General features: G+C 62.9%; 24 protein-coding genes. 12 read left to right on the top strand and 12 right to left on the bottom strand.

Annotation, left to right across the window (positions count from 1 at the left end):
• Window positions 1-46: 46 nt before the first annotated feature.
• The 4 genes from cysW to oscA all read right to left on the bottom strand — a co-directional run bounded on the left by cysW (window position 47) and on the right by oscA (window position 3,117).
• Window positions 47-916 (bottom strand): sulfate ABC transporter permease subunit CysW, encoded by an 870-nt coding sequence (cysW, locus tag ACSZPK_RS01075; protein ID WP_437879552.1) that lies wholly within the window; start codon window positions 914-916, stop codon window positions 47-49.
• Window positions 917-926: 10 nt separating this feature from the next.
• Window positions 927-1,739 carry a sulfate ABC transporter permease subunit CysT gene (cysT, locus tag ACSZPK_RS01070; protein ID WP_437879551.1) on the bottom strand — a complete coding sequence of 271 codons (813 nt, stop codon included), beginning with the start codon at window positions 1,737-1,739 and terminating at the stop codon, window positions 927-929.
• Between the two features lie 69 nt (window positions 1,740-1,808).
• A complete protein-coding gene (locus tag ACSZPK_RS01065; RefSeq protein ID WP_437879550.1) occupies window positions 1,809-2,813 on the bottom strand; it encodes a sulfate ABC transporter substrate-binding protein in 1,005 nt (334 codons plus the stop codon).
• Window positions 2,814-2,934: 121 nt separating this feature from the next.
• Window positions 2,935-3,117 (bottom strand): sulfur starvation response protein OscA, encoded by a 183-nt coding sequence (oscA, locus tag ACSZPK_RS01060; protein ID WP_437879549.1) that lies wholly within the window; start codon window positions 3,115-3,117, stop codon window positions 2,935-2,937.
• A gap of 291 nt (window positions 3,118-3,408) precedes the next feature.
• On the opposite strand from oscA, the gene ACSZPK_RS01055 reads away from it, so the two are divergent.
• The 3 genes from ACSZPK_RS01055 to ACSZPK_RS01045 all read left to right on the top strand — a co-directional run bounded on the left by ACSZPK_RS01055 (window position 3,409) and on the right by ACSZPK_RS01045 (window position 6,179).
• Window positions 3,409-4,380, top strand: coding sequence for a GGDEF domain-containing protein (locus ACSZPK_RS01055; RefSeq protein ID WP_437879548.1), 972 nt, complete (start codon window positions 3,409-3,411; stop codon window positions 4,378-4,380).
• 93 nt (window positions 4,381-4,473) lie between these two features.
• Window positions 4,474-5,055 (top strand): RBBP9/YdeN family alpha/beta hydrolase, encoded by a 582-nt coding sequence (locus ACSZPK_RS01050; RefSeq protein WP_437879547.1) that lies wholly within the window; start codon window positions 4,474-4,476, stop codon window positions 5,053-5,055.
• A gap of 227 nt (window positions 5,056-5,282) precedes the next feature.
• Window positions 5,283-6,179 (top strand): sigma 54-interacting transcriptional regulator, encoded by an 897-nt coding sequence (locus tag ACSZPK_RS01045; protein WP_437879546.1) that lies wholly within the window; start codon window positions 5,283-5,285, stop codon window positions 6,177-6,179.
• Between the two features lie 69 nt (window positions 6,180-6,248).
• Here ACSZPK_RS01045 and ACSZPK_RS01040 read toward each other — a convergent pair whose 3' ends face one another.
• Both ACSZPK_RS01040 and ACSZPK_RS01035 read right to left on the bottom strand, forming a co-directional pair.
• Entirely contained in the window at window positions 6,249-6,878 is a 630-nt protein-coding gene (locus ACSZPK_RS01040; RefSeq protein ID WP_437879545.1) for a glutathione S-transferase family protein, read from the bottom strand.
• Window positions 6,879-7,067: 189 nt separating this feature from the next.
• Window positions 7,068-8,042, bottom strand: a complete 975-nt coding sequence (locus ACSZPK_RS01035) for an aliphatic sulfonate ABC transporter substrate-binding protein (protein ID WP_437879544.1) — start codon at window positions 8,040-8,042, stop codon at window positions 7,068-7,070.
• A gap of 329 nt (window positions 8,043-8,371) precedes the next feature.
• Between ACSZPK_RS01035 and ACSZPK_RS01030 the strand changes: the two genes are divergently transcribed.
• On the top strand, window positions 8,372-9,709 hold the full coding sequence (locus ACSZPK_RS01030; protein ID WP_437879543.1) for an OprD family porin: 1,338 nt from the start codon (window positions 8,372-8,374) through the stop codon (window positions 9,707-9,709).
• A 102-nt stretch (window positions 9,710-9,811) separates the two neighbouring features.
• Here the strand turns inward: ACSZPK_RS01030 and ACSZPK_RS01025 are convergent, their stop codons facing one another.
• On the bottom strand, window positions 9,812-10,807 hold the full coding sequence (locus tag ACSZPK_RS01025; RefSeq protein WP_437879542.1) for a sulfate ABC transporter substrate-binding protein: 996 nt from the start codon (window positions 10,805-10,807) through the stop codon (window positions 9,812-9,814).
• 215 nt (window positions 10,808-11,022) lie between these two features.
• On the opposite strand from ACSZPK_RS01025, the gene ACSZPK_RS01020 reads away from it, so the two are divergent.
• The 7 genes from ACSZPK_RS01020 (at window position 11,023) to ACSZPK_RS00990 (ending at window position 16,558) form a co-directional block, all read left to right on the top strand.
• Window positions 11,023-11,661 carry a peroxiredoxin gene (locus ACSZPK_RS01020; RefSeq protein ID WP_437879541.1) on the top strand — a complete coding sequence of 213 codons (639 nt, stop codon included), beginning with the start codon at window positions 11,023-11,025 and terminating at the stop codon, window positions 11,659-11,661.
• Window positions 11,662-11,670: 9 nt separating this feature from the next.
• Window positions 11,671-12,264 (top strand): NADPH-dependent FMN reductase, encoded by a 594-nt coding sequence (gene ssuE, locus ACSZPK_RS01015; protein WP_437879540.1) that lies wholly within the window; start codon window positions 11,671-11,673, stop codon window positions 12,262-12,264.
• Window positions 12,265-12,401: 137 nt separating this feature from the next.
• On the top strand, window positions 12,402-13,373 hold the full coding sequence (locus ACSZPK_RS01010) for a sulfonate ABC transporter substrate-binding protein (protein WP_437879539.1): 972 nt from the start codon (window positions 12,402-12,404) through the stop codon (window positions 13,371-13,373).
• 56 nt (window positions 13,374-13,429) lie between these two features.
• Window positions 13,430-14,578 (top strand): FMNH2-dependent alkanesulfonate monooxygenase, encoded by a 1,149-nt coding sequence (ssuD, locus tag ACSZPK_RS01005; protein WP_437879538.1) that lies wholly within the window; start codon window positions 13,430-13,432, stop codon window positions 14,576-14,578.
• Window positions 14,579-14,644: 66 nt separating this feature from the next.
• The gene (gene ssuC / locus ACSZPK_RS01000; protein WP_437879537.1) at window positions 14,645-15,439 is read left to right on the top strand and encodes an aliphatic sulfonate ABC transporter permease SsuC; all 795 of its coding nucleotides are present in this window, start codon (window positions 14,645-14,647) and stop codon (window positions 15,437-15,439) included.
• Window positions 15,436-16,236 carry an aliphatic sulfonates ABC transporter ATP-binding protein gene (gene ssuB / locus ACSZPK_RS00995; protein WP_437879536.1) on the top strand — a complete coding sequence of 267 codons (801 nt, stop codon included), beginning with the start codon at window positions 15,436-15,438 and terminating at the stop codon, window positions 16,234-16,236. The genes ssuC and ssuB overlap by 4 nt, the downstream gene beginning before the upstream one ends.
• A 106-nt stretch (window positions 16,237-16,342) precedes the next feature.
• Window positions 16,343-16,558 (top strand): TOBE domain-containing protein, encoded by a 216-nt coding sequence (locus ACSZPK_RS00990; RefSeq protein WP_013793202.1) that lies wholly within the window; start codon window positions 16,343-16,345, stop codon window positions 16,556-16,558.
• 108 nt (window positions 16,559-16,666) lie between these two features.
• Here the strand turns inward: ACSZPK_RS00990 and ACSZPK_RS00985 are convergent, their stop codons facing one another.
• From ACSZPK_RS00985 to ACSZPK_RS00970, 4 genes are all read right to left on the bottom strand, one after another.
• Entirely contained in the window at window positions 16,667-18,925 is a 2,259-nt protein-coding gene (locus ACSZPK_RS00985; protein WP_437879535.1) for a putative bifunctional diguanylate cyclase/phosphodiesterase, read from the bottom strand.
• A gap of 243 nt (window positions 18,926-19,168) precedes the next feature.
• Window positions 19,169-19,963: a thymidylate synthase gene (locus ACSZPK_RS00980; protein ID WP_437879534.1), complete on the bottom strand. Its 795-nt coding sequence runs from the start codon at window positions 19,961-19,963 to the stop codon at window positions 19,169-19,171.
• A gap of 91 nt (window positions 19,964-20,054) precedes the next feature.
• Window positions 20,055-20,846: a prolipoprotein diacylglyceryl transferase gene (gene lgt / locus ACSZPK_RS00975; RefSeq protein ID WP_437879533.1), complete on the bottom strand. Its 792-nt coding sequence runs from the start codon at window positions 20,844-20,846 to the stop codon at window positions 20,055-20,057.
• A gap of 41 nt (window positions 20,847-20,887) precedes the next feature.
• Window positions 20,888-21,670 (bottom strand): sulfite exporter TauE/SafE family protein, encoded by a 783-nt coding sequence (locus tag ACSZPK_RS00970; protein WP_437879532.1) that lies wholly within the window; start codon window positions 21,668-21,670, stop codon window positions 20,888-20,890.
• A gap of 126 nt (window positions 21,671-21,796) precedes the next feature.
• On the opposite strand from ACSZPK_RS00970, the gene ACSZPK_RS00965 reads away from it, so the two are divergent.
• A complete protein-coding gene (locus ACSZPK_RS00965) occupies window positions 21,797-22,540 on the top strand; it encodes an NRDE family protein (protein ID WP_437879531.1) in 744 nt (247 codons plus the stop codon).
• Between the two features lie 43 nt (window positions 22,541-22,583).
• On the opposite strand, the gene ACSZPK_RS00960 is transcribed toward ACSZPK_RS00965, so the two are convergent.
• Window positions 22,584-23,171: a DUF6436 domain-containing protein gene (locus tag ACSZPK_RS00960; protein WP_437879530.1), complete on the bottom strand. Its 588-nt coding sequence runs from the start codon at window positions 23,169-23,171 to the stop codon at window positions 22,584-22,586.
• Window positions 23,172-23,177 lie beyond the last annotated feature (6 nt).

Below are 23,177 nucleotides of genomic sequence, written 5' to 3'. Positions count from 1 at the left end.
TCGTTACCCTCTGCAATTCTTTATGGCGCAGCCGGAGCTGGCGAAATCACTCGTCATGTTGCGACTCGAGCGCGCGGGCCAGACGCGCTTCGCTCCACTGCCGCAACAGCAGCACCACCAGCGCCATCGCCAGCAGCAGGATCGCGACGCTGAAGGCGGCGACCATGTTGTATTCGTTGTAGAGAATCTCGATGTGCAGCGGCAGGGTGTTGGTGTAGCCACGGATGTGCCCCGAGACCACCGACACCGCGCCGAACTCGCCCATTGCCCGCGCCGTGCACAGCACCACGCCATAGACCAGCGCCCACTTCACGTTGGGCAGGGTCACGTGCCAGAACATCTGCCAGCCGTTGGCGCCGAGCAGGCGCGCGGCCTCTTCTTCCTGGGTGCCCTGTTCTTCCATCAGCGGAATCAGCTCACGGGCGACGAAGGGGAAGGTGACGAAGATGGTCGCCAGAACGATGCCGGGGACGGCGTAGACGATTTGCAGATCGTGATCCTGAAGGAACGGCGCCAGTTTGCTCTGGGCGCCGAACAGCAGCACGTAGATCAGGCCAGCGACCACCGGCGAGACCGAGAACGGCATGTCGATCAGGGTGATCAGAATGCTCTTGCCACGAAACTCGAACTTGGTCACCGACCAGGCCGCTGCCAGGCCGAATACCAGGTTAAGTGGCACCGAAATCGCCGTGGCGATCAGGGTCAGTTTCAGGGCGGAGATGGCGTCCGGTTCGCTGATCGCTTCCCAGAACACACCCAGGCCGCGTTGCAGGCCCTGGGTGATGACGATGTACAGCGGCAGTACCAGCACCACCGCGAAGATCACCCAGGCCAGGGCGATCAGGACGATCGCGCCGGGTGTGCGTTGAGCCGCGGGGCGCAGGGCGCTGTCCTTGCTCGTGCTTGCAAGACTCATGGCGGGCTCCTCAGATCTTCGGCTGGATGCGGCGCTGCAGGATGTTGATCAGCAGCAGCAGAATGAACGAGACCACCAGCATCAGCACGCCGATGCCGGTCGCGCCCTTGTAGTCGTACTGGTCGAGCTTGGAGACGATCAGCAGCGGCAGGATCTCGGTCTTCAGCGGAATGTTGCCGGCGATGAACACCACCGAACCGTACTCGCCCACGCCACGGGCGAAGGCCAGGGCGAAACCGGTGATCCAGGCGGGCAGCAGCGCAGGCACCAGAATGTAGCGAAACACCTGCAACGGCTTGGCGCCCAGGCAGGAGGCGGCTTCCTCGACTTCCTTGGGGATGTCGGCGAGTACCGGCTGCAGCGTACGCACCACGAACGGCAGGGTGACGAACACCAGCGCCAGGGTGATGCCCAGCGGGGTGTAGGCGATCTTGAACGGGAACAGCGAGCCGATCATGCCGTTGGGCGCGTACAGCGCGGTCAGGGCGATACCGGCCACGGCCGTGGGCAGGGCGAAGGGCATGTCGACCATGGCGTCGATGATGCGCTTGCCGGGGAAGTTGTAGCGCACCAGCACCCAGGCCAGCACGGTGCCCAGCACGCCGTTGAGCAGGGCGGCGAACAGCGCGGTGCCGAAGGACAGCTTCAGGGAAAACAGGACCTGCTTGCTGGTGATCAGATTCCACCACTGATCCAGCGTCAACTGCAGGGAGTAGATGAACATGGCACCCAGCGGGATCAACACGATCAGTGCCAGGTAGGCGATCGTGTAACCCAGTGTCAGCCCGAAGCCGGGTATGACCGGGGAGGTTCGACGAGACATGGAGAGTCCTTTGGTTCAGGCCCGCATACGTTGAAGCCCCCGTGTGGGGGCTTCAGCTTTCGGAAGGTCTTACTGGTTGATCTTCTTGAAGATGTCGTCGAACACGCCACCGTCGTCGAAGAACTTGGGCTGCGCAGTTTTCCAGCCGCCGAAGTCTTTGTCGATGGTTACCAGTTTCAGGTCCTTGAATTGGTCCTTGAACTCGGCTGCGACCTTGGCGTCGCGCGGGCGGTAGAAGTTCTTGCCGGCGATGCGCTGGCCTTCTTCGCTGTACAGGTACTGCAGGTAGGCTTCGGCGACCTTGCGCGTGCCTTTCTTGTCGACGTTCTTGTCGACCACGGCCACTGGCGGTTCGGCCAGGATCGACAGCGATGGGGTGACGATTTCCAGTTGGTCGCCGCCTTCTTCTTTCAGCGACAGGTAGGCTTCGTTTTCCCAGGCCAGCAGTACGTCGCCCAGGCCACGCTGGACGAAGCTGATGGTCGAGCCGCGAGCGCCAGTGTCCAGGACCGGGGCGTGGCGGTACAGTTCGGTCACGAACTCCAGCGCCTTGTCGTCGTTGCCGTACTTCTGCTTGGCGAAGGCCCATGCGGCGAGGAAGTTCCAGCGTGCGCCACCGGAGGTTTTCGGGTTCGGGGTGATGACTTCGACGCCTTTCTTGACCAGATCGTCCCAGTCCTTGATGCCTTTCGGGTTGCCCTTGCGCACCAGGAACACGATGGTCGAGGTGTACGGTGTGCTGTTGTCGGCCAGGCGCTTCTGCCAGTCCTTCTCGATCAGCGGTTGCAGCAGGTTCAGCGCGTCGATGTCGCCGGACAGGGCCAGGGTCACCACATCGGCCTGCAGGCCGTCGATCACCGCGCGGGCTTGTTTGCCCGAGCCACCGTGGGACTGCTTGATAGTGACCTTCTCGCCGGTCTCTGCTTCGTAGTGCTTGGCAAAGGCCTTGTTGTATTCGACATACAGCTCACGGGTCGGGTCGTAGGACACGTTGAGCAGTTCGGTGGCAGCCGATACCGGGCCAGCGATGAGGGCGGAGGCCAGTGCGGCCAGAGCGAAACGACGAATGGTCATGCTGAAGCTCCTGCTTGTTGGGCAAATTTGCGAGTGTTGGCTTTTTATAGGGAGGCATCGTGCGACCGGCCTGAGCAGGCGGTACGGGGGAGGCCCTCCGGTTGTCCAGTCGGGTGTTACGTCAGGATTGTTTCGAGTTCTGGTTCTGCAGGCGGAATTTTTCTTTGCGTTCGATCTGCACGACCTGGGCGTTATGCACGGTGATCTCTACCGAACCGAAACGCAGCCCCTGCAGGGCGGCCTGGATTTCGCGCAGGATGCCGGCTTCGTCCTGGCCTTCGACGCTTCTTAGGGTGGCGCTCATGACTCTGCTCCTATGAGGGTGGCCCACTGGCGGGGCGATGGAGCAGATAGTAGGTTTGAAATTTTATTCTTAAAAAGAATATTTATTCATTTTCATATTCCAAATTTACTGTCGTGCAGGTCAGGAGTGATAACCGCTGCTCATCCTGCGTGGTCCCTGCAACTTGCCGATGGGTGGCCGGTCATATGGCGGTACGCTTTGGTTTACCTTTGCGAGCCGCCTACTTCTCAATCGCTATATAGCGCGTGCTAGACACCTATAGTGGTCAGGTATACGCAAGGGGTTTTTTACATGGATGAATATGATCAGTCTCCGAGCGAGATTGAGACCCTGACGCTGGGACTGTTGCACAGCCGCGGCGAGGTCGAGCGCTTGCGCGAGCGCGAGCAATTGGTCAGCAGCCTGCTCGGCAGCGTCAATGTCGTGCTCTGGGCTTTCGACTGGAATCAGAAGCGCGTGGTCTATGTCAGTCCGGCATATGAAACGGTCTTCGGTCGTTCCGCCGCATTGCTGATGGCCGATTACAACGAGTGGACCAACAGTATCTACCCCGATGACATGGACTATGCCGCCAAGAGCATGGCCTCGGTGATCGAACTGGGCTCGGTCGAGCAGCGCGAGTACCGCATCATCCGTGGCGACGGGCAGATCCGCTGGCTTAGCGACAAGTGTTTCATCAGCCCGCGACCGATGAATGATGGCCAGATCCTGATCGTCGGCATTGGCGAAGACATTACCGAGAAGAAACAGATGCAGGGCGAGTTGCATCGCCTGGCGACCACTGATGTTATGACCGGGGTGAGCAACCGCAGGCATTTCTTCGACGGTGCGAACGCGGAGTTCGAGCATGCCCGCAGCAGCGGCAAGCCACTGACATTCCTGCTGCTCGACGTCGACGACTTCAAGAAGATCAACGACCGCTACGGCCACCAGATCGGTGACCGGGTGCTGCAGCGTATTGCCCACTGCGGCTCTTATGTGCTGCGCCGCGATGATCTGTTCGGTCGCATTGGCGGCGAGGAGTTCGCCGCGATTTTCCCAAACTGCGGTGCCGAGCAGGCGCGCATGGTGGCTGAGCGCCTGCAGCGTGAGGTGCAGCGTCTGAGCTTCCCGATGGACGGTCAGGAGCCGTTCCATGTGACCATCAGCCAGGGGCTTGCCTGCCTGGGCCCTGACGATGATCTCGACGACCTCTATTCGCGGGCGGATGAGGCGATGTACGAGGCCAAGCGCAGCGGCAAGGACTGTATCGTGCTGGGTTGATTGTGTTTGTTATAAACAAATAATTTCTTATTCCTTAACATATATAAATCCTCTGCCTAGACTGGCCTTCGTACCCGTTTACGGAGGCCCGCCATGAGCAGCCCTACCACCCGTTACCTGATCCTGCCCGGCTGGCAGGGTTCGCCCGAGCAGCACTGGCAAAGCCATTGGCAACGCAGCCTGCCCAACTGTACGCGAGTGGAGCAGCGCGACTGGAACCTGCCGGACCAGGGCGACTGGATCGTAGCGCTCGAGCGCCAGGTGAATGCCGACACGACACCGGTGATCCTGATCGCCCATAGCCTGGGCTGCATTACCGTGGCCAATTGGGCGCAACGGGCTCCTGCGGCTTCGCTGGGTAAGGTCCTCGGCGCATTGCTGGTGGCGCCGGCGGATGTCGAACGGCCTGCCTGCCCGGAGGCGCTCAAGGGCTTCGCTCCGATATCCCGTAGTGCGCTGCCCTTCCCGACTCAATTGATCGGTTCGGACAACGACGCCGCTGCCAGCCCGGTAAGAGCCTTGGAGCTGGCCCGGGACTGGGGGGCGCACGCTGCCATCCTGCCGGGGGCTGGGCATATCAACGTCAAGTCCGGGCATGAGCGTTGGGAGCAGGGCTTCGCCTACCTGTACCGTTTGCAGAGCCGTATCGAGCAGCAGGCCAAGCGCCGGGCTTGAGGCGAAACGGACACATCGCAGGATGGATCGAGGCGCTTGCGACGATACCCATCACCGGTGCCATGCGGGCCTTCTGACGGCTATCGCTTCGTTCAAGGCTACGCGCCGCGCGCCATCCTGCGAACGCCCGTTCCTGCCTCTTGGCTGTCATTCCCCTTTCGCCATGGCCCAAACATTTTCATCCATATAAAGGACATCGGCTCGAACAGCAGGGCCAGGAGATTTTCATGAGTCGTACAAGCTATCCCGGTCAGTCCCTGCTGACTTTTCCCGATGCTGACAAGAGCCCGCTGAGTATTCGCGCCAAGGCGCTGGTGTTCGTCGATCCGCGTTCGCGGCAATTGCGCGAGGAGGTCGATCGGCTCGGGCCTTCGGGGTTGCCGGTGCTAATCCGCGGCGAGACCGGTACTGGCAAGGAATTGCTGGCCCGTCACCTGCATCGAGAGAGTGAGCGCGGTGGCCTGTTCGTGGCGGTCAGTTGCGGGGCCTTGAGCCCCAATTGGGGAGAGGCCGAACTGTTCGGCCATGCCCCGGGCGTGCACGCCGGTTCACCCAGCAGCCGCGCGGGCTGGTTCGGTTCGGCCAATGGCGGCACCCTGTACCTCGACGAAATAGGTGACCTGCCGCTGCACCTGCAGGACAAGTTGCTGGCGGCCCTGGAGAACCGTGAAGTGCTGCGCGTTGGCGCCAGCCAGGCGAGTCCGGTCGATGTCCGTCTGGTGGTCGCCAGCAGCATCGACCTGGCCCAGGCGGTTGCCGCAGGCAAGTTCAGCGAGCGGCTCTATCACTATCTCGACGAGGGTAGCCTGCTGCTGCCAGCGCTACGCGAGCGGCCGGGGGACATCCTGGCGCTGGCCGAATATTTTCTCGGCATCTACAGCCAGCGCTTGTCTCTACCACTCCCGCTGATCAGTGCCGAGTCCCAGGTTGCGCTGGAACGCCATGCCTGGCCGGGGAATACGCGCGAGCTGGAAAACGTGGTGCACTTCGCCCTGTTGGTATCGGCCGGCGAAGAGATTCTCCCGCAACACCTCAACCTGCCAACGCCGCTGGCATTGATCGAGCAGCAACTGGCACTGCTGAGCGCTGACGAGCGGGCCCGTTTGCGTGAGCGCCTGAGTTGAGCGGAACCCTCGCCCGTTCTGGGCGTTAAGTGCTTTGGAGCACGGCGCGGGCCTGTCGGCAGACGCCGCTTACTCGTTCTGGACCGCCAGCCACTGGGCGTCGATTTCCGCTGCGCGAATGAATGACGGACGTGACGTGACCCTTTCTATGTAAGCCTGAATGGTCGGCGTTGCCGGCACCAGGTCGAACTGGGTGGTCCACTTCAGCGCCGAACCCCAGAGGATATCTGCCGTGGTGAAGCGCTCGCCGAGCAGGTAGGGACCTTGTTGCAACTGCCCTTCCAGGGTGGCGAACATGGTGTCGAAATCGCCGTAGGGGCTGCTCGACGCCGACGCCGGTGGTGCCTTGCGCGCACGGTCGATGACGGCCGGTTCGAAGCTCGAGCCATAGAACACCAGCCAGCGCAACCAGGCCCCCCGCCATGGATCACCAAGGATGGGGCTCAGGCCATGTTCCGGATACAGGTCGGATAGATAGATGAAGATCGCCCCCTGTTCGGTAACCACCACCTTGTGGTGAACGATGGCTGGCACCTTGCCCATGGGGTTGATCGCCAGATACGCCGGCTGGCGCTGTTCGTTGGCCTGCAGGCTCATCACATGGGGCTGATAGCTGGCCTTGAGCTCTTCGAGCAGCGCCAGGGTACCGGCGGAGCGAGAGCGCGGCGCATGGTAGAACTCGATACGGCGACTGGGCATGGGCATTCTCCAGGCTGGCGGTGTGGAGTGATCCTAGCCCGGATGCTGATGGGTGTCAGCGGTCGTCGTCAACGTGTGCCCAGGTCGCCGGTATGGACCGGCTTTCCTGGTGAAGCGCCCATGGCCGTCAAGCGCGGCAGAAAAAAAGAGGGGCCGCCCGCCTGAGGACGACCCCTTGAAAATGGAGATTCAGTTGCTGGCGGTGCGGGCCTCGGGCTGCCAGGTGTGCACATCGGTAGCGTTGACCTTTTTCGGCAGCAGGCCGGCAGCGAAGAAGGCGTCGGCTATCTTCTGCTGTTCGCCAAGGTCGCCTGGAGAGACGGTCTCGACCTGATAGCTACGCCGTGCGTTGGCCTGTTCGACCAGTTGCGGCGCCAGGTTGCCCCACAGCGGGCCAAGAGTCTTTGCCGCCTGGGTTGGGTTGGCGCGCAGCCAGTTGCCGGCCTTGACCAGTTCGGCGAACACGCTGGCCAGTACCTGGGGATTCTGTTTCGCATAAGAGGTGCTGGTCAGGTAATAGCGCTGATAGCTGGCCAGGTCCTTGCCGTCGGCTAGGGTGCGGGTCTTCAACTGTTGCTGGGCGGCGGTGAGGAAGGGTTCCCAGGTGACCCAGGCGTCGACCCGGTTGTTCTCGAAGGCGGCCCGGCCGTCGGCGGGGGTGAGATAGGCCGGTTGGATATCGCTGAATTTCAGGCCGGCCTTGGTCAGCGCCGCGATCAGCAGATAGTGGGAGCCGGCGGCCTTGGTCACCGCGACTTTCTTGCCCTTCAGGTCGACCAGGCTGCGCAGGTTCGAGTTGTCGTGGACAACGATGGCCTGGGCGCTGGGCGAGGGGGTCTCACGGGCGAAATAGGTCAGGTCGGCACCGGCGGCCTGGGCGAAGATCGGTACGGTATCGGCCACATCTGCGGAGAGGTCGACGTTGCCGACATTCAGCGCCTCCAGCAGTGGTTGGCCGCTGGCGAATTCGTGCCAACTGACGTTGATGCCTTGAGGCGCGAGGCTTTTCTCCAGGGTGCCCTGGGCCTTGAGCAGGCTGATCAGCGTCGAGGACTTCTGGTAGCCGATGCGCAGTTCGCTCTGCGCGTAGGCGGACAGTGTGCCGATGAGGCCGAGCGCCAGCAGGGCGCCCTGGAGTGTTCGGCGTTTGAAGGACAGGGACATGGCGACCTCGCTGGCGAATAGGGGCAGGAAGCGGCTGGCGATGCCAGCGATGAAGCCAAGCTAAACGATATAAAAAAATAAAAATAAATAATTTTTTAGAATAAAATTATGACGTTTTTTTGGTGTTTCTATTTCCGCATATAACGAATTATTCTTTTTGGTTACTATAAAGTGAGAAATAATTCTTTTTAGAACTTAAGGAAAGTCACTAGATTGACCCTCAAGCCGACCTGGGCACTCTTTGCCAGGTTCAAAGGTGGCGTTTTTGAGCTTCAACGCTACTTTTCATGGGCGAAAACCAAAAAGAAACGTTTTATGGAGCAACGAGCATGAAGAAATCCACTCTCGCGCTGGCCATCGCCGTCGGCGCCGTGGCCCAGCAATCGGGCGCTGCCGGATTCATCGAAGACAGCAAGGCTACCTTGGGCCTGCGTAATTTTTATTACGACCTGAATACCAAGAACACCGCCAATAACAATGGCGAAGCCAACGAGTGGGGCCAAGGCTTCATTTTCAACTACACCTCGGGCTTCACCGAAGGCACCGTGGGCGTGGGCGTTGATGTGACCGCCCTGTACGGTGTGCGTCTCGATGGGGGTGGCCGCAGCAGCAAGACCGGCCGCGATCGTACCCCGGGCCAACTGTTCCCGCTGGAAACCGACGGCAGTGCTGTGAATGACTTCGCCAAGGGCGGTGCCACTGCCAAGGTGCGTATCTCCAAGACCGAGGGTCGCCTGGGTATCCTGCAGCCGAAGCTGCCGGTCGTGACGTTCAACGATGGCCGCCTGTTGCCGCAACTGTTCGAGGGTGGCCAGGTCACCTCCAACGAAATCGACAACCTGACCCTGACCGCTGGTCAACTGGAACACACCAAGACGCGTGCTTCGAGCAACGATATAGGCCTGCGTATCGCGGGGGCTTCCGTCGTCAATGGCGTTCAGGCGGATACCAACAAGTTCTACTACGGTGGTGCGGATTACAAGGTCAACAAGGACCTGCTGGTCCAGTACTACTACGGTAACCTGGAAGACTTCTACAAGCAGCACTTCCTCGGCCTGGCCCATAACTGGGCAATCGGTCCGGGCACCTTGAAAAGCGACCTGCGCTACTTCCACAGCGATTCCGATGGCAAGAACGGCAGCGTTGCCGGTCGCGCCGAAGGCTATCGCGCCCAGGGCGGCATCAATGCGGCCAATGCTGTTACCGCCACCGAAGTGGACAACGACACCTGGAGCGCGATGTTCACCTACGCGCTGTCCGGCCACACCTTCGGCCTGGGCTACCAGCAGGTCGAGGGCAGCAGTGCCTTCCCCTTCCTCAACCAGGGCGATGGTTCCACGGCCTACCTGATCACCGACCGCCAGATCGGCAAGTTCCTCAGTGCCGGCGAGCGCACCTGGCTGGCCGAGTACACCTACGACTTCGGCCAAGTCGGCGTGCCGGGCCTGAAGGCCTACCTGACCTACCTGTCGGGCGACAATATCCGCGCCGTGGGTGCCGACCGCAAGGAATGGGAACGCGACTTCCGCCTGGACTACACCCTGCAGGACGGCGCGCTGAAAGGCCTGGGCTTCTCCTGGCGCAATGCCTCGCTGCGTGGCAATACCACGGCCACCGACAGCGACGAGAACCGCCTGATCGTCAGCTACACCCTGCCGCTGCTGTAAGCGCATCGGGTTAGCCGCCGAAACGAAAAAGCCCGGTGCACACTGTGCACCGGGCTTTTTCATGTCTGGCTTCAGGCTGCTGCGCGCAGCCTGCCGCAGTGCTTACTTGAGCGTATAGATCTCGTCGAACACGCCGCCATCCTTGAAGTGGCGATCCTGGATAGCCGGCCATTCGCCGAAGGTCTTCACCACGTTGAGGAAGGTGACCTTGGGGAAGCGGTCGGCGAACTGGGCGAGGGTCTTCGGATCGCGCGGGCGCAGGTAGTTGTCGGCGGCGATGCGCTGGCCTTCCTCGGACCACAGGTACTTGAGGTAGGCCTCGGCTTCCTTGCGTGTGCCTTTGCGATCCACGACCTTGTCGACCACCGCGACCGGCGGCTCGGCTTCGGCCGATACGCTCGGGTAGACCACTTCGAAGCCGCCACGGCCGAATTCACGGGCGATCATCTCGGCCTCGTTCTCGAAGGTCACCAGTACGTCGCCGATCTGGTTCTGCATGAAGGTGGTGGTGGCGGCACGACCGCCGGTATCGAGGATCGGCACGTGCTGGAACAGTTTGCCGACGAAGTCCTTGGCCGCCTTCTCGTCACCGCCGTTCTGCAGCACGTAGCCCCAGGCCGACAGGTAGGTGTAGCGGCCGTTACCCGAGGTCTTCGGGTTGGGCACGATGGCCTGGACGTCATCCTTGAGCAGGTCCGGCCAGTCCTTCAGACCCTTGGGGTTGCCCTTGCGCACGATGAACACGGTGGCCGAGGTGAAGGGCGCGCTGCCGTTCGGCAGACGGGTGGCCCAGTCCTTCGGCACCAGGCCGCCGTTGTCGGCCAGGGCGTTGATGTCGGTGGCCTGGTTCATGGTGATCACATCGGCTGGCAGGCCATCGATCACGGCGCGCGCCTGCTTGCTCGAGCCGCCGTGGGACATCTGGATGGTCAGCGGGCTATTGCCCTCGGCTTGCCAATGCTTCTGGAAGGCGGCGTTGTAGTCCTTGTAGAAGTCGCGCATCACGTCATAGGAGACGTTGAGCAGGGTGGCCGCCTGGGTGGTGGTTGCCAGCACCAGGCCGGCGGCCAGGGCTGATAGGGAGAGCGTGCGTTTCATCGTGCGTCCTTGTTGGTGTGGGTGCGGCGACTATAGATGAGCCGACCATATGCTTTGAAGGAATGCTTGGTTTTCTGCTTATTCAGAAAATAGAGCTCTCATCCGCCTCTCATAGCTTTTTATGGAATAAATAAATCATTATTTATTCTTTTTAATCTTATGCATTCCTGCGCGATAGTGTGTGCCACGACCGAACACTGCACAGGAGCAACAGCATGAGCATTCGACTTGGCGACATCGCCCCCGACTTCGAGCAGGACTCCAGCGAAGGCCTCATTCGTTTCCACGAATGGTTGGGCAATAGCTGGGGCGTGCTGTTCTCCCACCCGGCCGACTTCACCCCGGTGTGCACCACCGAGCTGGGGTTTACCGCGAAGCTGAAGGATGACTTCGCCAAGCGTGGTGTCAAGGCCATCGCGCTTTCGGTCGACCCGGTCGATTCGCACCATCGCTGGATCGAGGACATCAACGAGACGCAGAACACTGCGGTCAACTTCCCGATCATCGCCGATGCCGACCGCAAGGTTTCCGGTTTGTACGACCTGATCCACCCGAACGCCAGCGACACCCTGACCGTGCGCTCGCTGTTCATCATCGACCCGAACAAGAAGGTGCGCCTGACCATCACCTACCCGGCGAGCACCGGGCGCAACTTCAACGAAATCCTGCGGGTGATCGACTCGCTGCAGCTCACCGACAACCACAAGGTCGCCACCCCGGCCAACTGGCAGGACGGTGACGAGGTGGTGATCGTGCCGTCGTTGAAGGACGAGGACGAGATCAAACAGCGTTTCCCCAAAGGTTACCGCGCGGTGAAACCCTACCTGCGCCTGACTCCGCAACCGAACAAATAAGGACCGATCATGCTGGTGGTGACCCTGGGTGGCAGCCCGAGCGAGCGTTCACGCTCCGGTGTGCTGCTCGAACATGCGCGGCGCTGGCTGCAGCAGCACGGCGTCGAGGTGGTGAGCCACCAGGTGCGGGACTTTCCCGCCGAAGACCTGCTGCATGCGCGTTTCGACAGCCCGCAGGTGCAGTTGCTGAACCAGCAGGTGGCCGAGGCCGACGGCCTGATCGTCGCCACGCCGATCTACAAGGCGTCGTTTTCCGGCGCGTTGAAGACCCTGCTGGACCTGTTGCCCGAGCGCGGCCTGCAACACAAGGTGGTACTGCCCCTGGCGACCGGCGGCAGCATCGCCCACATGCTGGCGGTGGACTACGCGTTGAAACCGGTACTCGGTGCGCTCAAGGCCCAGGACCTGTTGCAGGGCGTGTTCGCCGACGACAGCCAGATTGCCTACGCGGATGGCGATCAGCCGAGCCGACTGGTGCCGGTGCTGCAACAGCGTCTGCATGACGCACTGGAACAATTTCATGCGGCGCTGGTGCGTCGCCCCAGGCCAATCGAACCGCACGTGCTGAACGAGCGCCTGGTGAATGCTCGCTGGAGCATCTGAACGCAACGCTGCAATCGCGGGCGACGAGCCGAACAACGGCAGCCGCCAGCGAGATGGACGGTAACGAACACGAACCGCCTTACCCGCCCGTCAACGAGGCAGCAGGTGGCCAAACACTCAATGCAGAGGAAAGCGTCATGCGTACTATTACTTTGCGTCGGAGTCTGGTCGCCCTGTTTGCCGCGGCCATCTCTTTCGGCGCCATCACCCAAGTCCAGGCCGAGACATTGCGGATCGGTTACCAGAAGTACGGCACCCTGGTGCTGCTCAAGGCCAAGGGCACCCTGGAGAAGCGCCTGGCCGAGCAGGGCGTGGACGTGAAATGGACCGAGTTCCCCGGTGGTCCGCAACTGCTGGAAGGCCTCAACGTCGGCTCCGTCGACTTCGGCGTGACCGGCGAAACCCCGCCGGTATTCGCCCAGGCCGCCGGTGCCGACCTGCTCTATGTCGCCTACGAGCCACCAGCGCCGCACAGCGAAGCGATCCTGGTGCCGAAGGATTCGTCGCTCAAGTCGGTGGCTGAGCTGAAGGGCAAGAAAGTCGCCCTGAACAAAGGTTCCAACGTGCACTACCTGCTGGTTCGCGCCCTGGAGGATGCCGGCCTGAAATACAGCGACATCCAGCCGGTGTACCTGCCGCCAGCCGATGCCCGCGCCGCCTTCGAGCGGGGCAGCGTCGACGCCTGGGTGATCTGGGACCCCTTCCAGGCTGCCGCCGAGAAACAACTGCAGGCGCGCATCCTGCGTGATGGCGAAGGCCTGGTCGACAACCACCAGTTCTACCTGGCGACCAAGCCCTACGCCGAGAAGAACCCGGCCGTGCTCAATGTGCTGATCGACGAGATCCGCGCCGTTGGCGAGGACTCCAAGGCCGATCCGGACAAGGTCACCGAGCAGGTCGCGCCGTTGCTCGGCCTGTCCAATGACATCACCTCGCTGGCGGTGAAGCGTCAGGGCTACGGTGCCGCGCCGCTGACCCCGGACGTGGTCGTCGCGCAGCAGAAGATCGCCGACACCTTCACCGCGCTCAAGCTGATTCCGAAGAAGCTGAGCATCAAGGACGTGATCTGGACCCAGCCAGAAGCGCCGGCCAAGGTCGCCCAGCAGTGAACCCCCCGGCCCTCTCCCGCGGGAGAGGGCTCTCGCATTCCCAAGGAGACAACTCCATGAGCCTCAACATTTTCTGGTTCCTGCCTACCCATGGCGACGGCCACTACCTCGGTACCTCGCAAGGGGCCCGCGCCGTCGACCACGGCTACCTGCAACAGATCGCCCAGGCTGCCGACCGTCTCGGTTTCGGCGGCGTACTGATCCCTACCGGCCGCTCCTGCGAGGACTCCTGGCTGGTCGCGGCGTCGCTGATCCCGGTGACCCAGCGCCTGAAATTCCTCGTCGCCCTGCGCCCCGGCATCATCTCGCCGACCGTGGCCGCGCGCCAGGCGGCGACCCTGGATCGTCTGTCCGGCGGTCGCGCGCTGTTCAACCTGGTCACCGGTGGCGACCCGGACGAACTGGCTGGTGATGGCCTGAACCTGTCCCACGCCGAACGCTACGAAGCCTCGGTCGAGTTCACCCGCATCTGGCGCCGCGTGCTGGAAGGCGAGGTGGTCGACTACGCCGGCAAGCACATCCAGGTGAAGGGCGCCAAGCTGCTCTACCCGCCGATCCAGCAACCGCGTCCGCCGCTGTATTTCGGTGGTTCTTCCGAGGCCGCGCAAGACCTCGCCGCCGAGCAGGTCGAGCTGTACCTGACCTGGGGCGAGCCGCCAGCGGCGGTGGCCGAGAAGATCGCCGCGGTACGCGAGAAAGCCAAGGCCCAGGGCCGTGAAGTGCGTTTCGGCATTCGCCTGCACGTGATCGTGCGCGAGACCAACGAGGAGGCCTGGAAGGCCGCCGACAAGCTCATCGCCCATGTCGATGACGACACCATCGCCCGCGCCCAGGCCTCCCTGGCGCGCTTCGACTCGGTTGGCCAGCAACGCATGGCCGCCCTGCACGGTGGCAGCAAGGACAACCTGGAGGTTTCGCCCAACCTCTGGGCCGGGGTCGGCCTGGTGCGTGGCGGCGCCGGTACCGCGCTGGTCGGCGATGGCCCGACCGTCGCCGAGCGGGTCAAGGAGTACGCCGCGCTGGGCATCGACACCTTCATCTTCTCCGGCTACCCGCACCTTGAAGAGTCGTACCGCGTCGCCGAGTTGCTGTTCCCCCATCTGGATGTGAACCGTCCGGCCTTGCCCGAGGGCGCTGGCTACGTCAGCCCGTTCGGCGAGATGGTGGCCAACGACATCCTGCCCAAGGCGGCAGCGGCGAGCTGACAACTGTGCGTCCCCTCGCCAGGCGAGGGGTGATTGAAGAATGAATTCGCAGAAGGAGCGTTGCGCATGTCGACGCAAACATTGAACAACGTGGTGCATCGCCTGGCACCCTGGGCGCTGCCGGTGGCCTTGCTGGTCATCTGGCAGGGCGCGGTGGCGGCTGGCTGGTTGTCCACGCGCATCCTGCCGGCGCCCAGCGCCGTGCTGGAGGCTGGCTGGGCGCTGCTGTCGAGCGGTGAAATCTGGACCCACCTGGCCATCAGCGGCTGGCGCGCGGGTATCGGCTTCGCTATCGGCGGCGGTATCGGTCTGGTCCTGGGTTTCATCACCGGCCTGTCGAACTGGGGCGAACGCCTGCTCGACAGCTCGGTGCAGATGATCCGCAACGTGCCGCACCTGGCGCTGATCCCGCTGGTGATCCTGTGGTTCGGCATCGACGAGAGCGCGAAGATCTTCCTGGTCGCCCTTGGCACGCTGTTCCCGATCTACCTCAACACCTACCACGGCATCCGTAACGTCGACCCGGCGCTGGTGGAAATGTCGCGCAGCTATGGCCTGTCCGGCTTCGCCCTGTTCCGCCAGGTGATCCTGCCCGGTGCGCTGCCGTCGATCCTGGTCGGCGTGCGTTTTGCCCTGGGCTTCATGTGGCTGACCCTGATCGTCGCCGAGACCATTTCCGCCAGTAGCGGCATCGGTTACCTGGCGATGAACGCCCGCGAGTTCCTGCAGACCGACGTGGTGGTGCTGGCGATCCTGCTTTACGCGGTACTCGGCAAGCTGGCCGACGTCGCCGCCCGTGGGCTTGAGCGTGCGTGGTTGCGCTGGCATCCGGCCTACCAGGCCAAGGCAGGTGCGAAATGAACGCCCTGCATAACCTCAAGCGCGGCACGCCGCTGGCGATCCGTGGCATCCAGAAGTCGTTCGGTGAGCGGCAGGTACTCAAGGACATCGACCTGCGCATTCCCGCCGGTCAGTTCGTCGCCGTGGTCGGTCGCAGCGGTTGCGGCAAGAGCACCCTGCTGCGTCTGCTCGCCGGCCTCGACAAGCCCAGCGCTGGCGAGCTGCTGGCCGGTAACGGGCCACTGGAGGCGACCCGCGAAGATACCCGGCTGATGTTCCAGGAGGCGCGCCTGCTGCCGTGGAAGCGGGTGATCGACAACGTCGGGCTTGGCCTGACCGGCAACTGGAAGCCCAAGGCCCAGCACGTGCTGGAGGCGGTCGGCCTGGCGGATCGTGCCAACGAGTGGCCGGCGGCCTTGTCTGGCGGGCAGAAGCAGCGTGTGGCCCTGGCCCGCGCACTGATTCACGAACCGCGCCTGCTGCTGCTCGACGAGCCGCTGGGCGCGCTGGATGCCTTGACCCGCATCGAGATGCAGCAACTGATCGAACGCCTGTGGCAGCAGCATGGTTTCACCGTGCTGCTGGTGACCCACGACGTCAGCGAAGCCGTCGCTGTCGCCGATCGGGTGATCCTGATCGAGGATGGCCAGGTCGGCCTGGATCTCACCGTCGACCTGCCGCGTCCACGTAACCGTGGCTCGGCACGGCTTGCCTCGCTGGAAGCCGAAGTACTCAACCGCGTGCTGCAACTCCCTGAGCTGCCGCCGCAACCCGATCCCGTTTCACCCCTGCCCACGCAACTGCGTTGGGCGCTTTAAACGTAGCTGGAAGCTCGAAGCTGAAAGCTGGAAGTAAAGCGAGTCCGTTCTGCTTCCAGCTTCAGGCTTTCAGCTCAAGGCTCATTTCGACCCTAGGAGAAATGCCATGACCATCAAAGCAATCAACGTCCGTAACCAATTCAAAGGCACCATCAAGGAAATCGTCGAAGGCGACGTGCTGTCGGAAATCGACGTGCAGACCGCCGCCGGCATCGTCACCTCGGTGATCACCACCCGTTCCGTGCGCGAGCTGGAGCTGGGCGTGGGCAGCGAAGTGATCGCCTTCGTCAAATCCACCGAGGTATCCATCGCCAAACTGTGATGTGAATGCGGTATCGAAAAAGGGTCGAAGCGTGCTGCGCTGTTCGGCCCTTTTGCGTTTTGGGATGGGACGCTGTTGGCTGGCTCCTGATCCAGCTCGAGCCCTTGCCTAAAGGCCAGCCATCAGTTGCTCCGGCGGCTGTGGCCGGCCGAAGCGGTAGCCCTGGCCAAGCGTGCAACCCAATTGACGCAGGAATACCACCTGCTCTTCCTCCTCGATGCCTTCGGCCAGCACACGCAAGCCCAGGCTCTGGCCGAGGGTGACCACCGCCCTGGCAATGGCCGCATCGTCGTTGTCCTGGGGCAGGCCGCGAACGAAGCTTTGGTCGAGCTTGAGCTTGTCCACCGGCAGGCGCTTGAGACGGGCAAGCGAGGAATAGCCGGTGCCGAAATCGTCGATGGCCAGGCGCAGGCCGAGGGCGCGCAGGCTGGTCAGCAGTTGCAGGGCGCGGTCGGGGTTTTCCATCACCGCGCTTTCGGTGACTTCCAGTTCCAGGCGTCTCGGGTCCATGCCGGTTTCATCGAGTACCCGCTTGACCTCGACGCCCAGGTCGCCATTGCCGAACAGGCGGCTGGAGACGTTGACCGCGACGAACTCCAGCTCGATGCCCCGGGCCAGCCAGACCTGCATCTGCAGGCAGGCCTGGCGCAGCACCCAGATGTCGATGGCTGTGATCAGGCCGGTGTCTTCGGCAATCGGGATGAACTGGTCCGGCGGCACCAGGCCGCGCTCCGGATGTTGCCAGCGCACCAGGGCCTCGACGCCGATCATGCGCCGGTCGTTGAGGTTGTGGATTGGCTGGTAGTAGACACGCAATTGTTCCTGCTCGATCCCCTGGCGCAGTTCGGCCTCCAGGCGGATGCGTTTCTGCGCCCGGGTGGTCATGTCCTGGCTATAGAAGCTGAAGTTCTGGCGGCCGCTGCTCTTGGCCCGGTACAGCGCCGAGTCGGCGTTGCGCATCAGTTCTTCGACGCTATTGCCGTCGTCGGGGTACAGGCTGATGCCGATGCTGGCGCTGATGAATAAGGTTTCCCCGTCGACCTCGAAGGGTTTGGTCAGGCTGTCGACCACGCGCTGGGCCAGTTGCGAGGCCTGTTCCGCGTGCTGGCAGGTTTCATCGAGCAGGCCGAATTCGTCGCCGCCCAGGCGCCCCAGGGTGGCGGGCGAAAGGCTTTCCTCTAAACGCTCGCCGATCAGTTTGAGCAACTGGTCTCCGGTGTTGTGGCCGAGGCTTTCGTTGACGATCTTGAAGTGATCGAGGTCGATCAGCAGTACCGCGCCACGTTCCTTGTCGCGACTGGCGCGCTGTACCGCATGCTCGATGCGCTCGCTGAACAGCAGGCGGTTGGGCAGGCAGGTAAGCGGATCGTAGTGGGCCAGGTAGTCCAGTTCATGTTGCGAGTTCTTGATCGAGCTGATGTCGGAAAACACCGCCACATAGTGGCTGACCGCGCCACTGCCATCCTTGATCGCCCGGATGCACTGCCACATCGGGAACACCTCGGCATCCTTGCGGCGGTTCCAGATTTCACCGCTCCAGGTACCGCGCTCGTCGAGCGCATTCCACAGGCGCCGATAGAAAAGCCGGTCGTGGCGGCCCGACTTGAACAGCGAAGGGCTCTGCCCCAGCACTTCTTCCGCGCTGTAGCCGGTAATGCGGCTGAAGGCCGGGTTGACGTGGACGATGAGCAGTTCACGGTCAGTGACCAGTACGCCTTCCTGGGTGCTGTCGAAAACCGCCGCGGCCTGGCGCAGGCTTTCTTCGTCGGCGCGCCGCTGGGTGATGTCGACGGAGGTGCCGAGGAAACGTTGCGGCTTGCCGTGCTCGTCCAGGTAGAGCCGGCCGCTGACCTGGAGCCAGCGGTAGCTGCCGTCGCGGTGCTGTAGGCGAAACTCGTTGGAATAGCTGGTTTCGCCATGGTCGAGCAATCTATCGATCACGTGCAGGACTTTCTCGCGATCCTGGGGATGCAGGCGTTTTTCCCATGACTCGATCGTGTTGCCGAAGGTCTCGCGGTCGTAGCCGAGCAGTTCGCAATAACGCTGGGAGAAGAACACCTGTTCCGATTTGACCTCCCAGTCCCACAGGCCTTCCTGGGCCGCATCCATGGCCATGGCCAGGCGTTCTTCGCTGCGGCGTATGGTTGCGCGGATAGTGCGCTGCTCGCGTTGCAACTGACTGAGGATGGCGAGCATGGCCAGGCTGGTGATGACAACGAAGGCGATGCCTTTGCTCATCCCCATGTCGATCGTCGCCTCGCGATCCAGACCGAGATACAGGAGCAGCGAGTCGCCACCGATGATCCAGGTAAGTGCGGCCGCCGCATAGAGCAAGGTTAGCGACAACGGGCTGCGTGGTAGTTTCATCAAGGCGATCTGATGGATTGACAGGCGGCCATTATAAAGGACTTGCCATGATGTGCATTCTCGTCGGCGGTTCGATCCTGCAATTTGCACGATACAGCCTGGACCAGATTGTCGCAGTCGTGGCGTGATCGAGGCCGTCTGGACTGACGTGACTCACCTGCTTGGTGACCAGCCGTGATCCTGCATTGAGCAAAGCCACCACGGCGGCACTGGTTGCAAGGAAGGTTCTGAAAGGCGTGGTTCTCAGACCGCGACCGGCGCCGGAATGTGCGGGTGCGCCTGGTAGCCGAGCAGTTCGAAGTCCTCGAAGCGGAAGGCGAACAGGTCCTTCACCGCGGGGTTGAGCTGCATGGTCGGCAACGCCAGCGGCTGGCGGGTCAACTGCAGGTCGGTCTGCTCGATATGGTTGGCGTACAGGTGGCAGTCGCCGCCGGTCCAGATGAAGTCGCCGGGCTGCAGGCCGCAGACCTGGGCGATCATCAGGGTCAGCAGGGCATAGCTGGCGATGTTGAAGGGCACGCCGAGGAAGATGTCCGCCGAGCGCTGGTACAACTGGCAGCTCAGGCGGCCTTCGGCGACGTAGAACTGGAACAGGGCGTGGCAGGGCGGCAGGGCCATCTGCTCGACCAGGGCCGGGTTCCAGGCGGAGACGATCAGCCGGCGCGAGTCCGGGTTCTTTTTGATCATCTCGATCAGCTTGCCGATCTGGTCGATGGATTCGCCGTTCGGTGCCGGCCAGGAGCGCCACTGGTAGCCGTAGACCGGGCCGAGGTCGCCGTTCTCGTCGGCCCACTCGTCCCAGATGCGCACGCCGTTTTCCTTCAGGTAGCGGATGTTGGTGTCGCCCTGGAGGAACCACAGCAGCTCGTGGATGATCGACTTGAGGTGGCACTTCTTGGTGGTGACCAGCGGGAAGCCGTCGGCCAGGTTGAAGCGCATCTGATGGCCGAACACGGAGTAGGTGCCGGTGCCGGTGCGGTCGGCCTTGAAGGTGCCGGTCTCGCGCACCAGGCGCATCAGGTCGAGATACTGTTTCATTGCTACTCCAGAAAAACGCTACGCCTGATACGGCGAGAGGCGCGCCAGTCTACCGAATTTGCCGAACCGGCGGTTGCGCCGCCGGTCATGCTCAGGCCTTCGCCGCCTGGCGACGATAGGCATGGACCATCAGCGCCGCGCCGCCGAGCACCATCGGTACGCACAGCACCTGGCCCATGGTCAGCCAGCCCCAGGCCAGGTAGCCGAGCTGGGCATCTGGCACGCGGACGAATTCGACGATGAAGCGGAAGATGCCGTAGCAGATGGCGAACAGGCCGGATACCGCCATGGTCGGGCGCGGTTTGCGCGAGTAGAACCAGAGGATGACGAACAGCGCCACGCCTTCCAGGGCGAACTGGTAGAGCTGCGACGGATGGCGCGGCTGCGGGCCGCCATTGGGGAAAATCATCGCCCAGGGCACGTCGGTGACCTTGCCCCACAGCTCGGCGTTGATGAAGTTGCCGATGCGCCCGGCACCGAGGCCGATCGGCACCAGCGGCGCGATGAAGTCCATCAGCTCGAAGAAGCTTTTGTTGTTGCGCTTGCCGAACAGCCAGGTGGCGAGCATCACGCCGATCAGCCCGCCGTGGAACGACATGCCGCCTTTCCAGACTTCGAAGATCAGCAGGGGATTGGCCAGGTACACCGGCAGGTCATAGAACAGCACGTAGCCCAGGCGGCCGCCGAGGATCACGCCCATGGCGGTCCAGAACACCAGATCGGAAAGTTTCTCGCGGGTCCAGCTCGGCTCGAAGCTGGCCAGGCGGCGCGAGGCGAGCAGCCAGGCGCCGCCGATGCCGACCAGGTACATCAGGCCGTACCAGTGGATCTTCAGTGGCCCGAGGTCGAGGGCGACGGGGTCGATGTTGGGGTAGGGCAGCATGGTGACTCCTGCAGGCATGTCCGCGCGCCAGGCGCTGATTCTTAAATGAGAAAGCTGGTGCCCACGCCGGCCAGCAGCACGGCGAACAGGCGTTTGAGCACGCGTGGCGGCAAACGATGGGCCAGGCGTGCGCCGAACCGGGAGAAGAACACGCTGGTCAGCGCGATTCCCACCAGGGCCGGCAGGTAGACGAAACCTAAACTCCATTCGGGTAGGCGGGTGTCGCCCCAGCCGACCCAGATGAACGAGAGTGCGCCAGAAATGGCGATGGGCAGGCCACAAGCCGATGAGGTCGCCACCGCCTGCTGCATCGGCAGGCTGCGCCAGGACAGGAAGGGCACGGTCAGCGAGCCGCCACCAATGCCGAAGATCGCCGAGGCCCAGCCGATCACCCCGCCGGCAGCGGCCAGTCCCGGTTTGCCGGGCAGGCCGTGGCTGGCCTTGGGCTTGAGGTCCAGAGCCATCTGGATGGCGACGAGGATGGCGAACACACCGATGATCTTCTGCAGGATTTCGCCGTGGATCCGCGCCGCGGTCAGTGCTCCGACGCCGCAGCCGAACAGGATGCCCAGCGACATCCAGGCAAACACCTGCCAGTTCACCGCGCCACGGCGATGGTGCTCGCGGATGGCGTTGATCGAGGTGAAGATGATGGTCGCCAGCGAGGTGCCGACCGCCAGTTGGGTCAGTACCTCCGGCGAGAAACCGTGGGCGGCGAAGCTGTAGACCAGCACTGGCACGATGATCAATCCGCCGCCGACGCCGAACAGCCCGGCGAGGATACCCGCGCAGGCGCCAAGGACCATGTACAGCAGATATTCCATCGGCAAGCCTCGAAAATCGAAGCGGCATGGTAGCCAAGCAGCCGCCCGCCGTACAGGTTGTGGCAGTCGTGGAGCCTGCGTTGTTGTAGCCTGCGTCCTTCAGCATGCGCTCCTGCCCGAGGTTTTATGTGCCTGATCGTTTTCGCCTGGCGCCCTGGCCAGGCCTTGCCGCTGGTGCTGGCGGCCAATCGCGATGAGTTCCATGCCCGTCCCTCCCTGGCGCTGGCCGAGTGGACCGAAACGCCTGGGCTGTTCGCCGGGCGCGACCTGCAGGCGGGTGGTACCTGGCTGGGTGTGAGCGCCGATGGGCGCTTTGCCGCGCTGACCAACATTCGTGATCCTGGCCTGGCGCAGGGAGAGCGATCCCGTGGCGAACTGCCGGTCGGCTTCCTGGCCGGCGATCTCTCGGCAGAGCGTTACTTGCACGAGGTCGCTGCGCGCAGGCGTGACTACAGCGGCTACAACCTGCTGCTCGGCAGTCGCGAGCAGCTCTGGTTCCTCAACTCCGCCGAGGGGCGCCCGCGCGCGTTGAGCGAAGGGCTGTATGGTTTGTCCAACGCCAGCCTCGATTCGCCCTGGCCCAAGCTGCTGCGCACGCGCGCCGGGCTGGCAGAGCGCCTGGGCGATCCGCGCCCCGAGGCCTTGCTCGACCTGTTGGCCGACGAGCGCCGCGCCCCCGACGCCGAGTTGCCCGACACCGGCATCGGCTTGGAGTGGGAGCGCCTGCTCTCCAGTCCGTTCATCCGCAGTGAGCGCTATGGCACGCGGGCCAGCACGGTGCTGCTTGTTTCGGGCCGTTCTTGTGACATCACCGAGCGCCGCTTCGGTTCGTGCGGCGAGATACTCGGGGAAACGCAACTGCGTTTATGAGTCGAGAACGTCGTCAGTCCCGCAAATCTCGCGGGCGTTACGGTCAATGGCTTTCTTGGCCGCTTGCCGGCCAGTCGCAGAAGCAGCCCACCGCCAGGGTGCTGTCCGCCTTGACCGGGCGGCCGTCGACCAACGCTTCGAGGATGGGCTCGATGAAGCTGTTGTCCGAGCTGCACAGCGCGCCCTCGCTGTAGGGGCCGAAATAGGCGAGCTGGCCGTCGCGTCCCCAGATCGCCACTGCGGGGCTGGCAGGCAGGTCCTGGCTGCCGGGCAACTCGTCGATGTTTTGAAGTCCGGCCAGGTTCTGCGGCAACTGGCCGTGGCTGCCGGCCTTGCGCAGGGCGTAGAACTGTACGCCGCGTGGCGCGAAGCGTTCGAGCAATTGCGCCAGGTGCTGTTGGTTACCGACATTGCAGGGGCAGCCAGGGTCCCAGAAATGCACGACGCGGATCGTGTCCTGACCTGCCAGATCAGGCGGCAATCTCAGCGTCTGCCCGGAAAACAACTGGGTACGCCCATCGAACGGGCGGATATAGCGCATCTCGAACCACCAGAAGGCCGCCAGCATGATCGCGACCCAGAGCAGGGCGAGGCAGACGAACAGCAGGTTTTTCTGGCGTGGCGCGAGCATGACCGG

It is taken from the genome of Pseudomonas sp. LRF_L74 (genome assembly GCF_965644255.1).
In the GTDB taxonomy this organism is placed as follows: domain Bacteria; phylum Pseudomonadota; class Gammaproteobacteria; order Pseudomonadales; family Pseudomonadaceae; genus Aquipseudomonas.
The sequence above is the reverse complement of the archived record's forward strand: the minus strand, read 5'-3'. Positions and strand labels throughout refer to the sequence as shown.

What these genes read in the sequence shown, in the direction of transcription:
- cysW (WP_437879552.1), bottom strand. Translation starts at nt 916, where the DNA reads ATGAGTCTTGCAAGCACGAGCAAGGACAGCGCCCTGCGCCCCGCGGCT.
- cysT (WP_437879551.1), bottom strand. Translation starts at nt 1,739, where the DNA reads ATGTCTCGTCGAACCTCCCCGGTCATACCCGGCTTCGGGCTGACACTG.
- ACSZPK_RS01065 (WP_437879550.1), bottom strand. Translation starts at nt 2,813, where the DNA reads ATGACCATTCGTCGTTTCGCTCTGGCCGCACTGGCCTCCGCCCTCATC.
- oscA (WP_437879549.1), bottom strand. Translation starts at nt 3,117, where the DNA reads ATGAGCGCCACCCTAAGAAGCGTCGAAGGCCAGGACGAAGCCGGCATC.
- ACSZPK_RS01055 (WP_437879548.1), top strand. Translation starts at nt 3,409, where the DNA reads ATGGATGAATATGATCAGTCTCCGAGCGAGATTGAGACCCTGACGCTG.
- ACSZPK_RS01050 (WP_437879547.1), top strand. Translation starts at nt 4,474, where the DNA reads ATGAGCAGCCCTACCACCCGTTACCTGATCCTGCCCGGCTGGCAGGGT.
- ACSZPK_RS01045 (WP_437879546.1), top strand. Translation starts at nt 5,283, where the DNA reads ATGAGTCGTACAAGCTATCCCGGTCAGTCCCTGCTGACTTTTCCCGAT.
- ACSZPK_RS01040 (WP_437879545.1), bottom strand. Translation starts at nt 6,878, where the DNA reads ATGCCCAGTCGCCGTATCGAGTTCTACCATGCGCCGCGCTCTCGCTCC.
- ACSZPK_RS01035 (WP_437879544.1), bottom strand. Translation starts at nt 8,042, where the DNA reads ATGTCCCTGTCCTTCAAACGCCGAACACTCCAGGGCGCCCTGCTGGCG.
- ACSZPK_RS01030 (WP_437879543.1), top strand. Translation starts at nt 8,372, where the DNA reads ATGAAGAAATCCACTCTCGCGCTGGCCATCGCCGTCGGCGCCGTGGCC.
- ACSZPK_RS01025 (WP_437879542.1), bottom strand. Translation starts at nt 10,807, where the DNA reads ATGAAACGCACGCTCTCCCTATCAGCCCTGGCCGCCGGCCTGGTGCTG.
- ACSZPK_RS01020 (WP_437879541.1), top strand. Translation starts at nt 11,023, where the DNA reads ATGAGCATTCGACTTGGCGACATCGCCCCCGACTTCGAGCAGGACTCC.
- ssuE (WP_437879540.1), top strand. Translation starts at nt 11,671, where the DNA reads ATGCTGGTGGTGACCCTGGGTGGCAGCCCGAGCGAGCGTTCACGCTCC.
- ACSZPK_RS01010 (WP_437879539.1), top strand. Translation starts at nt 12,402, where the DNA reads ATGCGTACTATTACTTTGCGTCGGAGTCTGGTCGCCCTGTTTGCCGCG.
- ssuD (WP_437879538.1), top strand. Translation starts at nt 13,430, where the DNA reads ATGAGCCTCAACATTTTCTGGTTCCTGCCTACCCATGGCGACGGCCAC.
- ssuC (WP_437879537.1), top strand. Translation starts at nt 14,645, where the DNA reads ATGTCGACGCAAACATTGAACAACGTGGTGCATCGCCTGGCACCCTGG.
- ssuB (WP_437879536.1), top strand. Translation starts at nt 15,436, where the DNA reads ATGAACGCCCTGCATAACCTCAAGCGCGGCACGCCGCTGGCGATCCGT.
- ACSZPK_RS00990 (WP_013793202.1), top strand. Translation starts at nt 16,343, where the DNA reads ATGACCATCAAAGCAATCAACGTCCGTAACCAATTCAAAGGCACCATC.
- ACSZPK_RS00985 (WP_437879535.1), bottom strand. Translation starts at nt 18,925, where the DNA reads ATGAAACTACCACGCAGCCCGTTGTCGCTAACCTTGCTCTATGCGGCG.
- ACSZPK_RS00980 (WP_437879534.1), bottom strand. Translation starts at nt 19,963, where the DNA reads ATGAAACAGTATCTCGACCTGATGCGCCTGGTGCGCGAGACCGGCACC.
- lgt (WP_437879533.1), bottom strand. Translation starts at nt 20,846, where the DNA reads ATGCTGCCCTACCCCAACATCGACCCCGTCGCCCTCGACCTCGGGCCA.
- ACSZPK_RS00970 (WP_437879532.1), bottom strand. Translation starts at nt 21,670, where the DNA reads ATGGAATATCTGCTGTACATGGTCCTTGGCGCCTGCGCGGGTATCCTC.
- ACSZPK_RS00965 (WP_437879531.1), top strand. Translation starts at nt 21,797, where the DNA reads ATGTGCCTGATCGTTTTCGCCTGGCGCCCTGGCCAGGCCTTGCCGCTG.
- ACSZPK_RS00960 (WP_437879530.1), bottom strand. Translation starts at nt 23,171, where the DNA reads ATGCTCGCGCCACGCCAGAAAAACCTGCTGTTCGTCTGCCTCGCCCTG.